The organism is Streptomyces sp. NBC_00885 (assembly GCF_045207475.1).
Lineage (GTDB): Bacteria > Actinomycetota > Actinomycetes > Streptomycetales > Streptomycetaceae > Streptomyces.
This window is the reverse complement of the sequence record NZ_CP108796.1, coordinates 3,778,497-3,791,122: the sequence shown is the minus strand read 5'-3', so window position 1 is coordinate 3,791,122 and position 12,626 is coordinate 3,778,497. Positions and strand designations below refer to the sequence as shown.

Here is a 12,626-nt window from a genome sequence, read left to right as displayed (position 1 = left end):
AGCGATGACTATTCAGGACCTGTTGAAGGACGTCTCGGTCGTAGACCTGACGACGTTCGCGAGGGCGATCCCGTCGCCGAAGGACTTCCTGCTCACCCAGACGATCTTCCCGACGCTGGAGCTGCGGGAGGTCAAGTGGCGGACCAAGGACTCGGGCCGGTATGTGAACGTCGCGAAGTACCGGGCGTTCAACGCCTCGGTGCCGTTCGCGACGCGTGAGGCGTGGCAGACCTCCCGTGAGGGCGCGCTGCCCGCGCTGGGCCAGAAGCTCATCGTGTCCGAGCAGGAGCAGATCCTGCTGGAGGCGTCGCACGGCTCGGACCAGGACCGGCTGATCGAGCTGCTGTATGACGACGTCGAGCGGCACGTCGAGGCGATCCGCTCCCGGCTGGAGCTGGCGGCCGGAGACGTCCTGGCGGACGGCAAGTTCTCGCTGGTGCAGGAGAACGGCCTGACACTGGAGGTCGACTGGAACGTCCCCGCCGAGAACATGCCGGTCGCCGCCCGCCCGTGGTCCGATCCGGCCTCCGATCCGATCGCGGACGAGCTGCGGTGGATCCAGCACCTGGACGACATCGGCGCTCCGGAACCGGAGCTGGTCGTGTCCTCGAGGAAGGCGTTCTCGTACCTGGCGGCGAACAACGCCTACCGGGCGGCGTACTACGGGTCGGTGAACCCCTCGACCACGCCGACGGCGACGCTCACCCCGCAGCAAATCAACGTGGTACGCGGCAACTACAGCCTGCCGCCGATCACGTTCTACAAGGCGCAGGTGCGGGTGGACGGCAAGCCCCGCAAGGTACTGCCCGAGGACCTGTGGATTCTGGTGCCGCCGGACCGCGAGAAGTGGGGACAGACCCAGCTCGGCGTGACGTCCGAGGCCCTGGTCCTCTCGCGCGGAACAAACCCGGAGATCATCCAGGAGGACGCGCCCGGCATCATCATCACCCGCGGTGTTCAGGATGACCCGGTGCAGATCTACACCAAGGGCGCCGCGGTCGGCATGCCGGTCCTGCACACCCCGGACGCGCACATCGTGGCGAAGGTGCTGTGATGCCGCACCTGATCGCTGCCGTGTACGTACAGGACCCTTCCACGCGGGAGGAGCTGATCCTGCTGCCCTGCGAGTCCCCGGACCCGGAGATCGCCGCCCTGGTCACGAACCCAGATGCCTGGGACGTGCCCCCGGACGGAGACGAGGAGGAGGCCGATCCGGAGCCGGTCTCGGTCGGCGAGCCGGACCCGACCGCGGGCCATCCCGAGCCGGACCAGGAGCAGGGGGAGGCCGGCGGGGGCGGCCCAAAGAAGCCGCAGCCACGGCGGTCCCGCTCGTCCGCTTCGTAAGATGACCGCTCGTACGGCCCGGAGCCAGCTACCCCCGTCTGGCTCCGGGCCGTGCTCCGTGCTGAGGAATGTGAACCCGATGGACGAGTTCCAGCGGTCATGGCTGCGCGCGCAGCTCGGCCCGGACGCCGACGCTGCCGACCTGGAGGCCCGCTACTTCCGGCTGCGGTCGGTGCGGGCGGTCGCGCTGGAGGTGCTCGGCGAGCGGCGAGCGAAGCTGCTCGCGGATCCGCTGAAGGTCACCGTCGATGGCGTGGTGACCATGGATCTGCAGGAGAACTTGCGCGGCATCGAGCGGCAGATCGATCAGGTCCGCCAGGCCCCCGCCCCGGATGATCCCAAGAACGGGGAGGAGTGGAATGCGGCGCTGGCGGTGACGCGGCTGACGCCCGCGCGCCGCTACCGGTAGGGCCGGGGCGAACTCGAGCCGCTCCCTATCGGGTTAACGATGGGAGCGGCCGTCAGCCTGAATCACTCGCCCGTTCGGAGCCCCTAGATTGCAAGAGAGGCGGTAAGACGTTTGGGGCCGATCCACCTGTCGAGGCGCCAAGGATCGTGGTGTTCACAGAATACGGCCAGATTGACCGGAGTAAGCGCACCGTTGGTGTTTCGTGGACCGGCAAAGAGTTCACTGTCCTCGATCTTCGCCGTGCAACCGTCAGGGAATTCGCACCTTCTACGAGTAGCTACGGTCCGCAACACCCAAAGCGGCTGGGGCTGCGTCACAGGGCCCAGAGCCTGATGGTCGAATATCCCGGCAGACCAGGGAATCGTGTCGTAGATGTTCGTGTATCTGTTCTTCACGGAGTTGCACCAGCCACAGGCAAGACGCAGATTCTCAACGGCCGTCTTTCCGCCTTCTGCCACGGGGATTACGTGATCCACCTCGATGCAAAGCTGACTGGCGCGTATGCCTCGGGGACGCGTGAAGTCAACCAGCGGCGGGGTTGGCGGCTCATCTCGGGCGATACCGAGGAACTTGTCTCGCGCGTGATCCCCGAACAGGTAACCGCAAAGGTAGCAGCGAGGTTCTGGCTGGCCCATGGCCCACAGCTCTTCGCGTGTGGCGAGTCCGATCGCGGATCGCTTCCGCCTCCTCCTGGCGGAGACCAACTGCCAAGCAAATTTCGTCAGCACGCGTGCGTACTTCTTCCGTTCGTCCAGGGGGACTTGCGGGCTAAGGGCGTTGAAGTAATCGAGTATGGGTGCATGGAGGTGCCCGATACTCAGTTCGGTATCCAGCTCGTACGGCGCTAGATCGACGAGACTCTCGATGAACCATCGACCCCAGACGGTTGACAGGTCTCCACGCAGTAGCCATCCATGATTTCCCGATACGACCTCTGGCACCGTGTACGTGGAGAGAGATTTGAGAGCCTCGTCCGACCAGTTGCTGTCCAAGGCTTTTTTGATCTCGGCGAAGAACTCGCCGACCTCCTGAGGCTGCATCACGCCCCAGCAGCAGGGTTGTACTCGCCCTCCTTGGGCAGGGACTCGGGGTTCCTCCGGTAGTCGTACCAGAGTCGGCTCCAGGTCCTCCGGATAAGGGGGGTGTCCTTCTTCTCGACGTTCCAAAGCCGATTAAAGTACGCCGGATTGACGTCGGTTAGCCAGGCCTCCATCGTGGAGTCGACATCGTCGAGGCTGTTCAGTGTCTTCTTCTGCATGCGCAGGAATTCAAAGTAGTCAGCCGCCAGGATCGTGAGGCTGATCTTGTTGTACAGGTTGCTGCGTGTCGTTCCCCAGGCGTTCTTTGCCTCTGGGTCGTCGGCGCCGAACTTCTCCCTGATGTTCGAGTAGAACCTGGTGAAGACATCCCGCCACGGTCCGTCAGGCCTGGCCCATGCCGCGACCTTTTCGTCGTGAGTGTCGAAGTCTGCGACGAACGAGCTTTCGTCGAGGTGGTACTTACCCCAAATCCTGGACCAGTCGGTCTTCTGCCCGTAGAGCTTGCCTCCGGACAGCTCGCGGAAGATCCCTACGAGACCCTTGAGGACCGGCCACTGCAGCAGGGTCCTGTTGTCTCCCGCGATGCCGGTCTGCACGAAGTTCTTGAACGGGCTCTCTTCCGCACGCGTGAGGTAGGCGATGGCCTGAGAGTCGTCCAGCTTGATGCCGGCGTCCTTGAGTCGCTGTGCTACCGGGTCCAGCTCGTCCTTGCTCAAGCTCGTCGACACGATCGTGCCCAGCAGCGCCTTGCCCATCGGCGTGGCCTTCTGGTTCACGACGACAAACTGGAAGACGTGTTCGCTCGGGCTGGGGTCGAGCAGGAGGGAGACGGGCAGTCGCCGAGCGTGTGCCGCGATGAAGTCGGCTTTGGCCTGAGCCGGGTCCTGACCGTTCTCCGCCGCCTCCAGGAGGAACGCCTCTCCGTCCTGGCTCTCAGCGCGGCTCGCCGCGGCCAACACGGCGCCCTTCAGGCGGTGCTGACCATCGACGAGCATGATCGGCTTGAGATAGCTGATCATCGCTTCCCGGTCGAACCCGAGGATCTTCTTCGGCTTCACATCCGCGTCCAAGGCTTCGAGTACCTTGATGCGTCCCTTGAGCTCGGTGTAGAAGTCGATCAGGTGGGTCTCGTCGGTCAGCAGTACGCTGGCCGCATCTGCGTAATCACCGTTACCAGCCTCCTCCGCTGCCGCCTCTTCGTCATCGTCTTCCTCGTCCCCAACGGCATCGAGTCCGTGCTCTTTCCGCGCCCGATCTATGATCGACGAGAGGCGTTCCTGGTCCAGTGTGGCTTCTTTGAGCTCCGGCATACGAGACTCGAGGCGTGCGACTACCCGGGACATCAGCTCCATCAAGGACGTGTCGCTGAAGTCCTCGCTCACGATCTCCAGCGTGCCGAACTCGGGAGTCCCGTCGAGCGCCTTGAAGGTGACAGAGGTGTCGCTCTGCGGAGCTGCCAGGAGTGGGTTCTGCACGATGTTGCGCTCATCGTGATAGAAGCTGGACAGCTCTCGGATCCTTGACTTGCTCTCCTGCCGCTGGAAACCGATGGTCTCCTCATCATCAAGACGACTGCGCTGAGGCACACCGACCCACTGATCAATCTGCGTGGCCGGCGCGGCGAAGAAGACCAGGGGCTTGCCCGACGGAGTCTGCTGCGTGATGTGGGCTGGGTACGTGTAGGTGATCGTCTTAGCGTTCACGCAGGGGCCTCCAGAGGGCATGATCCAAGATGCCCCCAACGCTACCTGGTGGGGACAGCTCTGCACCGCAAGTCTTCCAAGCCTGCTGCCCGTCCAGCCCTTGACCTGCGTCGACCGCAATCACGTGGTTGCCTGGGTAACTCCCGTGAGGGGATGTGCCGTTGGGCTGTCCCCTAGGTGGTGTGAGCGTTCCACCACCGACTGTCGGTGGCGGGCTCTACAGTTTCAAAGCCTGCTCATGCCGAAGTCGACCGTAAGGCGACGACGGCCAAAGGGCGAGCGGGTCACAACTGAGTGGGTCCGGCCTATAGCAGCCGGGCACCCGGGGAGGGGCATTGATGCTCCAGAACAACGACGTGCGCGTCGATGCGATGTGCCGTCTGTACAGGAAGAACAAGGCGAGGGCGTGGGACGGCGAGTACCTCGACGTTCTCGACACCGCTCTGAACCTCGCACTGGGCCACAGGCGTGTGGCCGAAGACCCCGACCTGCTGTGCCGGAACGTCATCCGGGACGCACGGCGTACGATCCGCCGCTCGGAGGCCAACGCCCGCCGGAGTGCCGCTTGTCGGCCTCTTGCCGACGCAGCTCGCCGCCGTGTGTCCACCACCGCAGCGGACGGTTCGCCCGTAGCCGAGATGGTCACGTACGACACCCCCGAGGCGCGTGCCCTCGCCACCGAAACCATTCGGGAGCTGACAGCTTTCGCCGCGGCGCTTGGCCCTCATGGTCCTGGCTGCCTCCAGGGCATGCTCGACATGGCGACCGTCCCTGACTCTGCCAGGCAGACTGGCGTGTCTGTGGCCACGGTTGAGCGTGTCCGGCGCGCCCTCCGTATCCACGCCCGGGCGCTGATCAGTGGTACCGCATGAGGACATCGAGCAACGTCCCCGTCCGGGTTGCTGAGCCGTACGAGGGCACGTCCAGTGTCGCTCTCCGGTTCACACGAAGCGTCGTGAACATGCAGATCCCGACCGGGACCATCGGGGCGTATCTACTGATGGAGCACGAGCATCAAGGTGCCCGCCCCCTGTACGTGGGGCGGTCGGATACCTGCCTCCGCCAGAGGTTATCCCGTCATCCACTGCGCGGGCGCGCGACCCACTTCGTCGTCGCGCCGGCCCGGAACTCCCACCAGGCCTACGCGATCGAGTCCTATTGGTACCACCAATACAGATCCGCAGGCCGCTCGGTCAGGAACCAGATCCACCCCGCGAGCCCCGCCGGAACGGGCCGCCGCTGCCCCTTTTGCACCGAAGCAGCCATCGCACGCGCCTTGAGCCGGGCGCTGCCTCGACCACGCCACTCTGACCCCAGGAGCACAGCATGACCACCGCCGACTTGAACATCATCCCGGTCGTCCTCTCCGGACAGGCCCTCCTGAGCCTCCGAGAGTCCGGCCACAACTTCCCCTCCGCCGTTGGTGAGGTGATCGACAACAGCGTCGAAGCCCGCGCGAATCACATCCAGATCATCACCGAAGAGGCGATGAAGAGCCGCAAGAAGACCCTCACGCAAGTCTCCTTCATCGATGACGGTGAGGGCATGGACGACGAGACGCTGCAGCACTACCTGCAGCTCGGCTTCTCCAAGAGGTTCATGTCCGAGAAGACGATCGGGAAGTTCGGCGTCGGCGCGAAGCTCGCAGGTCTCAGCGTCGGCATGCGCATCGACGCCTGGTCCCGAGTCGAGGGGAGCGAGCAGATCAGGCACGTGTTCTTCGACCTCGAAGAGGGCATCGAGGCGGAGAAGCGCGGCGACAAGGTCGGGATCTACCCCCCCGATGACGAGCCGCTCCCCGCCCATCTTGAGGTCTACTTCCCGGAAGGCTCGGGCACCATGGTGACGTGGTCGAAGATCGACCGCGTCTCCGACGGTCACGGCCGGAGTACCCCGGACCACATTCGCAACGAGATGAACAAGGAACTGGCCCGGATCTTCAGGGGGTTCTTGAGCGGGGGCATCCGGATCACCGTCGACCACACGGACTTGAGGCCCCACGACCCGACCTTCCTGCGGAAGGGCACCTGGGCCGACCAGGTGCTCACCGAGGAACTTGCACGTACCAGTGGCGAATCACGCGCTGAGGCCCGGCACTTCCACGGTCAGGTCTTCTTCAACGAAGAGGTCAAGGTCCAGGGGACCGATCACAAGATCCGCGTCGTCATCGCCCTGGCGCCGCCCGAGGTCCTGCGCTTCAAGGGCGCCGGCGGCGATGCCTTCGCCAAGAGGCTGCGGATCCCGGACAACGAGGGCGCCATCAGCTTCATGCGGCTTGAGCGCGAGATCAGCTACACCCCCGTAGCCAAGCTCTTTCCCTCCGGGGTGCAGACCAAGGACCGGTACATCGGCTTCGAGGTCTACTTCACCCCGGAGCTCGACCGCATGATGGGCGTTCGCAACGTGAAGCGCGGCGCGGTTCCGGCTGATGAGCTCCGCAGGACCCTGCGGAGCATCGCTGAGAGCATCATCCCGAAGGCGCGTGACGAGATCGACCGCGTGTGGGGCGAGGTCAACCGCGATGACGCGGTGAAGTCCGGCGAGCACGCCCCCATCACTAAGGCCCTCAAGGACGCGGACCGCACGATGCCGAAGGCGCGAGTCAAGCAGGTCCCCACGCCGGCCCAGCAGGAAAGGGAGTACGAGAACCTGGCGAAGGACGCGGGAAGGAGCACGACGGAAGAGGAGAAGGCCGCCTACGTGCAGGAGATCAAGGATCTTCCGTTCGTCATCGAGACCGTGGACGTGCCCGGGGATGATCTCTTCCAGCTCACGCACCTCAAGGACCAGACGATCATCCGGCTGAACCAGCGCCACCTTTTCTACCAGGAGATGTACGAGCCCCTGCAGCTGCTGTCGAAGGAGGGGGGCACGGGCACCGGCCCCAACGTGTCCGCCACGGCGCGTCGAGCCATCGAAGCGATCACGCTGCTCCTGGTGGCCTATGCGAAGGCCGAGTCGATGCACGAGACGCCGGTCGATCAGTACAAGGAGCTGCGGAAGTGGTGGGGCAGCTTCACCGAGCAGTACCTGACGAAGATCAAGGACGTCCTCTGAGGTCAGCTGACGGCTCGTTGAACCATGAGGGCCCGGCGGAGACAGGCTGTCGTCTCCGCCGGGCCCTCGTCTGCTATGCCACAGCGAGCTTCACGAAGTCGCTGATACTCCTCAGGTCGGGTCGGCCATGAAGAAAGCCGACACCGCGGTGAATATGGACGAGGAGTGTTCGCAGTACAGCATCATCGGTGGGTTCTTCTCCGTCAGCGATGCACCGTTGCTTCAGGAGGGCGAGGTAGATGTCGCCATGCGCTCCCGCGAAAGTCTTCCAGGACATCTCGACGTTCGAATCGGTGACGATCTCCTTCACCAGCGGAGTTGAACCGTCCCGCAGGGAGAGTGCGAGCGCCCACCGGCACAGCACGTTCCAATGAGTGATTCCTGTATGGCGCTTGAGCCACACAAGTTGGTCTCTGGCGGTCTGGGAGAGGCGGATTGTCTCAAGCGACATGCTGGGCTCCCTCGGTCCACCAGTAGCCGGGTTCGACGGTGGTGGTGAGGTTCTTGTCGTCGTGAACGAGGGTGTACGTGTGAGCGAGGTGGGGCTTCAGGCAGTTGAACAGGTGCTCGTCGATCTCCTCGTCCGTGGACAGCAGCAGTACCTGGCGACCTGCCTTGGGGAAGTAACGGTCCACGAGATGCTGGCGGTGTCGACTGTCCAGTCGCCCGAGCGGGGTGTCGATGATGCTGGGCAGGCGGTTGACCGCAACCTGGGCCAAGCCCCACAGCAGCGACACAGCAAGGAGTTGCCGCTCGCCAGCACTGAGCCTGCCGGGGTCGATAGCTTCCCCATCGGAGTTGGTCAGCAAGAGGGTGAACTTGTCCGTGTCAATCTGAATGTCCCGGACAAGTCCCTGCTTGCGCATGAGGGTGTTGAAGCTCCTGAGGACCGCGACTTCCACGTTCTCGGTGTGACGGTCGAGGAGAGCACCCCGGAGCTTTCCCAGGGTGCCGCGGCTCTTGTCTGAGTACTTGATGACTCGTTCGAGCCACTCAGAGCGCCACTCGGCTACTGCGCGATCTCGCTGTGCTCGTTTCAGCTCCGCGGCCACCCGGTCACGGCGCGCTGCTGCCTCTGCCTCTAGCGCCTCACCACGGTGCACCTGTGCCTGCGCGACCGTGACTCTCTCCAAGGCCGCCCTGCGCTTGTCTACAAGGTCCTTGATGAGCACTTCGTCAGGGACCGCGGCGAACTGCCGGTCTGCCGATTCCAACGCCTCTGCCACGTCTGAGGCTTCCTGCAACAGTTCACGTGCCCGAGCCGTGTCACTGGCCAGAGCCTGCTCTAGAGCCGAGAACTGCATCAGCGCATCGTGCGGGAGGCCGAGGCTCTGCTTAAGGTCCGCCGCGGCCGCGCGCTTCTTTCGCTCGCTAGTCAGCTTCCTCTTGAGCGCCTTACGTGCCTCTGCGGACAGTGAGTCCGTGAGCTGGTTGAGCAGCCATTCGTCTCGCTGCTCCAGGACATCGACGACCCGGGCGGCATCGTCTGCTTCCTTCTCAAGCTTTGCTTGCTGCTTCACTCCCACGAGCTGTTCCTGGAGCAGCAGGAGAGGGAGCGAACCTTCAGCGAGGGCAACGAGAGCCTTGTTTGTGGCCTTAGCCTGCTCAGCGATGCGATCGCGCTGGGCTTCAAGTTCCTTGCTGCGCTCGAACTCCCTACCCCCGGCCCGCGCGAAGGCCTGCTCAACTGTGTTGAGGTCCTTCTTGCAGACGTCCAGCTGCGATCTGAAGCCACCGACCCGCAGGGTGGCGTCTGCGGCAGCCTGAGTGGCTTGCGCCAGTTCCTGCTCCTGCATACGGATCTTGTCGATGGTCTCTTGATTTTCCTCGGAGAGCCGCTGGCGGTTCTGGAGAGCCTTGAGGTCGTTCCGGGTCCGTTCCATCGCGCTCACCCCGAGCAGGGACTGGATCGCGGATTCGATTACCTTGGCTGCACGCTCAGGATCAGCGAGTGACTCGACCTTTTCACCATCGAAGAAGAAGAGAGAGGCCACATCGATGGGGAGGATGGTCTCGACGTGATCTGCCCATCCGTCCGTGACGGTGCGGTTGAATTCACCGTCAACCAAGACGGTGAGGATTTCCTTCACGGTCTTGCCACTGATGTACCAATTCCTGACCACCCTGTAGTCGCGTTCTTTGTCCTCCGCGTTGACGGAGAACTCCAGGGCGATCGATGCCCCCGCGGCCGGGTCGGCTTTCCTGTTGATGCACTGCTGAAGGTAGTCATGATATGCGCGGTTTCCTCGGCCGCTGCAGTCTGCCTTGGGCCCGTACAGGACCAATTGGATGGCGTCGAGCAGTGTCGTCTTGCCGCAGCCGTTCAATCCGCCGATCAGGACGATGGGACGCCCAGGCTCTGTGCGCAGGTCGAGTCGCTGTTCACCTTGGTACGCGCCGAAGTCGCGAAGGGTGATGTTATGCAGGAGCATCGTCGTTCGTCTTTTCGTCTAGCGTCAGGACCTGGGGCTCATTCTTTAGTTCCGTCTGAGTGTCGCCTTGAAGGGCCTCTCGCTTGCGCTTGGCGAAGTCGAGTGCGTCTTGCTCGTCTTCGTAAAATCCCTTCTCGATCACCTTCTGAAGGGCCTCAAAGAGACCGGAGCGCCGCGACTTGGTTCGATACTCTCGCTCAACAGCTAGAAGTTCACGCACCATCGTGAAGTGGATTTCGTCATCGCCGCAGATTTCCCGTAGGAGCTCGATCTCGCCAGCGCGGATGACGAGTTGTTCATCCAGCGGCTTTCCGGGGAATTTTTCTCCCGTAGTCTCTTCGTAGATCTTGGGGAGAGAGTCCTCCACTTCATGCTTCTTGAAGACCCAGAGCCGGCGGATCTCATGAAGTTCTTCCATCGTGATGAGCTCGATGTTGCTCATGTCGTCCGGAGCCTTCTTCCGCACGATCGCCTGAGCCTCAAGCAACTTGCGGAGCCACATTTCACGCGCAGCCTGGGTGTAAGGCCCTGGGATGACTCGGTCGTTGAAGAGCTGGACCCGACCGTCCATGCGCCGGAAGTCGCGGGTTTCCTTCTCCTTCGACACGTCGTCGAGATCGTCTCGGAGCTTGAGGAGAGGCTCCATCCACTTCTTCTCCCGGTCGTTGTTGACCATGGCAGCCATCGACTTGTCTTGGTCCACGAGGGTGCAAGTCCAGCAGCCGAATCGGCTGTCGCCGCATGACGGCGTGGTGTCATCTACGACCAGGGGGCACTCGGAATCGCTGGACGCGCCCTGGTACATGGTCAGCAGGTCCTTGTTCTTATGGCCCCAAGGGTTGGACTGCTGCATGAGGAACATCCAGACCTCGTCATTGGTCCAGTCTTCGACTGGGCTGTAAACAAGGGAGTTGGGCAGATTGCCGTTGGGTGAGAGCCGGTCCCGCACACGGCCCTTCTCATGCTTGGCCATAGCGCGGGCACGAGCCTGACTCTCCGCCTTGCGGATACCGAGTACGAGGATGGCCTCCCCGTGGCGACGAACGACCTTGCGGATGAAGGTATTTGAGGGCCTAATTTTCATTCGCTCCGTGCACCAGCGAAACTTCGGGCGGGGCGCAGGGTAGCCACGGCCGATCAGGTTTACCCAGAAGGTGTCCTCAACTTTCGGCGTCAACCGGTGCGGCTCGATGGGGAGCTGCTGCTCTTGCGCCGCCTTCCCCATGGTTTCCAGTGACCGCGAGACCCAGGCCGCGACCACCGGGTTCTCCACCAGGGTGTCGGTGCTGATCACGTGCACCGGCTTGGTGCGCTGCTCGACCGGCAGATCTTTCAGCGCAAGCCACACCAGCTGGAGGACGGCCGTGGAGTCCTTGCCGCCGCTGTAGCCGATGACCCAGGGCACCTCGTCCGCCGTATAGAGCTCGCGGACCTCCTCCGTCAGCTCGTTCACGACGTCAGAGAGGCGCCGCCCCTGGAAGGGAGCGGTCCGTGTCAAGGTGCTCATGCGTCTCCTCGTAGGTATGCGTCTTCAACACGCTGCTCTTCGGGGCTCAGCCGGAGCTTCATGTGCTGTCGGAGATAGTTCACCGTCAAGGTCAGGTTCTGGTGGCTCTTCGACACGCGTCCGCCGATGAGCGCGCGTCCCTCCCAGTCCGTGTTGGTTCGGGTCCAGTCAACTGACTTCAATCGAATCAGCTTCGGCTTCCACACCTTGGGAGCTTCGGAACTCCGGAGAAGGGTGTTGCCGATCCGGCCGATGGCGTGGAGGGCGATGCCATGGGTGTGGATGTAGTCCTTGCGTACCTCGGCCGCTGCCAGCTCTCGGCGACGTACCAGGTCCCATTCAGGAATGACTTCGTCAACGGCTTCCCAGAAGTGCTCGGCAAGCTCCTGCGCCTTCTCCTTCTTAATCTCCAGCCCTTGAAGGAGGGACTGAGTGGCGTAGTAAACGGAGCTGAGAGTGAAGAGTTTGCGGGACCGCTGGGCGAGGGTGCTGCTCTCCATCTCCACGTGCCCCTTGAAGACGGGACATCTCATTGCGAGGAGCCGGGCAATGATCGCCAGGTCGTCGCGGTGGTCGTAGAGCACGCCGATCGAGCGGGGCGGACGCACTGCGTGGCGGTTGAGGTCAGCGAACATCTGCTGACAGCGGGCGAGGCCAGAGTCGTGGAAGAAGACCACGGCGATGGTTTCTTCACCGAGGTCGGGGTTCTCCTTGAGGGCCTGCTCGATCGCTGCCCGACGGTGCTGCCCGTCGTTGATGAGGAAGCGGGCAGCCATCGGGATTCGGATCTGGCCGGCGCGCATCCCGACCCCGCTGTCAGAGATGCCCTCGAAGTGCATCTCTCCATCGACGGAGGCAGTGAGAGCACTGAAGACGTAATCGTCGGGGTTGTCCACAATGTACCGAGTGAGGGCCGGCAATCGGCCCTTGTTCAATACTCGTTGGGCGCGGACTTCAGGCGCGAGCTCATCTTCGTCGAAGAGGAAGATCTTCGGGATGAGCCGGAGCGGACACATGGACACGTAGAACTCGCGCCCCGCCTGGACGCCCCGGATGGCTGGGAAGATGTACTCAAAACCGGAGGACGTGGCGGTGTCAGCGAGCTGCGAAGGTGACGGTGATCCCACCTACGCA

11 protein-coding genes are annotated in these 12,626 nt (G+C 63.2%); 5 read left to right on the top strand and 6 right to left on the bottom strand.

Annotated elements, in window-relative coordinates; translation table 11 throughout:
• Positions 1–4: 4 nt before the first annotated feature.
• The 3 genes from OHA61_RS17085 (at position 5) to OHA61_RS17075 (ending at position 1,753) form a co-directional block, all read left to right on the top strand.
• Positions 5–1,054, top strand: coding sequence for a major capsid protein (locus OHA61_RS17085; protein ID WP_406303743.1), 1,050 nt, complete (start codon positions 5–7; stop codon positions 1,052–1,054).
• Positions 1,054–1,344 carry a hypothetical protein gene (locus OHA61_RS17080; RefSeq protein ID WP_406303742.1) on the top strand — a complete coding sequence of 97 codons (291 nt, stop codon included), beginning with the start codon at positions 1,054–1,056 and terminating at the stop codon, positions 1,342–1,344. Before OHA61_RS17085 ends, OHA61_RS17080 begins: the two co-directional genes overlap by 1 nt.
• A 79-nt stretch (positions 1,345–1,423) precedes the next feature.
• A complete protein-coding gene (locus tag OHA61_RS17075; RefSeq protein ID WP_406303741.1) occupies positions 1,424–1,753 on the top strand; it encodes a hypothetical protein in 330 nt (109 codons plus the stop codon).
• Between the two features lie 83 nt (positions 1,754–1,836).
• On the opposite strand, the gene OHA61_RS17070 is transcribed toward OHA61_RS17075, so the two are convergent.
• Both OHA61_RS17070 and OHA61_RS17065 read right to left on the bottom strand, forming a co-directional pair.
• A complete protein-coding gene (locus OHA61_RS17070; RefSeq protein ID WP_406307385.1) occupies positions 1,837–2,793 on the bottom strand; it encodes an HNH endonuclease in 957 nt (318 codons plus the stop codon).
• Positions 2,793–4,496, bottom strand: a complete 1,704-nt coding sequence (locus tag OHA61_RS17065; protein ID WP_406303740.1) for a hypothetical protein — start codon at positions 4,494–4,496, stop codon at positions 2,793–2,795. Before OHA61_RS17065 ends, OHA61_RS17070 begins: the two co-directional genes overlap by 1 nt.
• A gap of 338 nt (positions 4,497–4,834) precedes the next feature.
• Here OHA61_RS17065 and OHA61_RS17060 point away from each other — a divergent pair, with 338 nt between their 5' ends.
• Both OHA61_RS17060 and OHA61_RS17055 read left to right on the top strand, forming a co-directional pair.
• A complete protein-coding gene (locus OHA61_RS17060; RefSeq protein ID WP_406303739.1) occupies positions 4,835–5,368 on the top strand; it encodes a hypothetical protein in 534 nt (177 codons plus the stop codon).
• A gap of 454 nt (positions 5,369–5,822) precedes the next feature.
• Positions 5,823–7,553 carry an ATP-binding protein gene (locus tag OHA61_RS17055; RefSeq protein ID WP_406303738.1) on the top strand — a complete coding sequence of 577 codons (1,731 nt, stop codon included), beginning with the start codon at positions 5,823–5,825 and terminating at the stop codon, positions 7,551–7,553.
• 73 nt (positions 7,554–7,626) lie between these two features.
• Here OHA61_RS17055 and dndE read toward each other — a convergent pair whose 3' ends face one another.
• From dndE to dndB, 4 genes are read right to left on the bottom strand one after another with little or no spacing between them, the layout of a single operon-like run.
• Complete coding sequence (gene dndE, locus OHA61_RS17050; protein ID WP_406303737.1) at positions 7,627–8,004, bottom strand: DNA sulfur modification protein DndE; 378 nt, start codon at positions 8,002–8,004, stop codon at positions 7,627–7,629.
• Positions 7,994–9,985 carry a DNA sulfur modification protein DndD gene (gene dndD / locus OHA61_RS17045; RefSeq protein ID WP_406303736.1) on the bottom strand — a complete coding sequence of 664 codons (1,992 nt, stop codon included), beginning with the start codon at positions 9,983–9,985 and terminating at the stop codon, positions 7,994–7,996. The genes dndE and dndD overlap by 11 nt, the downstream gene beginning before the upstream one ends.
• Entirely contained in the window at positions 9,972–11,492 is a 1,521-nt protein-coding gene (gene dndC / locus OHA61_RS17040; RefSeq protein WP_406303735.1) for a DNA phosphorothioation system sulfurtransferase DndC, read from the bottom strand. Before dndC ends, dndD begins: the two co-directional genes overlap by 14 nt.
• Complete coding sequence (gene dndB / locus OHA61_RS17035; RefSeq protein WP_406303734.1) at positions 11,489–12,619, bottom strand: DNA sulfur modification protein DndB; 1,131 nt, start codon at positions 12,617–12,619, stop codon at positions 11,489–11,491. Before dndB ends, dndC begins: the two co-directional genes overlap by 4 nt.
• Positions 12,620–12,626: the final 7 nt, after the last annotated feature.

Coding starts and splice junctions, on each gene's coding strand:
- OHA61_RS17085 (WP_406303743.1), top strand. CDS start 5: ATGACTATTCAGGACCTGTTGAAGGACGTCTCGGTCGTAGACCTGACG.
- OHA61_RS17080 (WP_406303742.1), top strand. CDS start 1,054: ATGCCGCACCTGATCGCTGCCGTGTACGTACAGGACCCTTCCACGCGG.
- OHA61_RS17075 (WP_406303741.1), top strand. CDS start 1,424: ATGGACGAGTTCCAGCGGTCATGGCTGCGCGCGCAGCTCGGCCCGGAC.
- OHA61_RS17070 (WP_406307385.1), bottom strand. CDS start 2,793: ATGCAGCCTCAGGAGGTCGGCGAGTTCTTCGCCGAGATCAAAAAAGCC.
- OHA61_RS17060 (WP_406303739.1), top strand. CDS start 4,835: ATGCTCCAGAACAACGACGTGCGCGTCGATGCGATGTGCCGTCTGTAC.
- OHA61_RS17055 (WP_406303738.1), top strand. CDS start 5,823: ATGACCACCGCCGACTTGAACATCATCCCGGTCGTCCTCTCCGGACAG.
- dndE (WP_406303737.1), bottom strand. CDS start 8,004: ATGTCGCTTGAGACAATCCGCCTCTCCCAGACCGCCAGAGACCAACTT.
- dndD (WP_406303736.1), bottom strand. CDS start 9,985: ATGCTCCTGCATAACATCACCCTTCGCGACTTCGGCGCGTACCAAGGT.
- dndC (WP_406303735.1), bottom strand. CDS start 11,492: ATGAGCACCTTGACACGGACCGCTCCCTTCCAGGGGCGGCGCCTCTCT.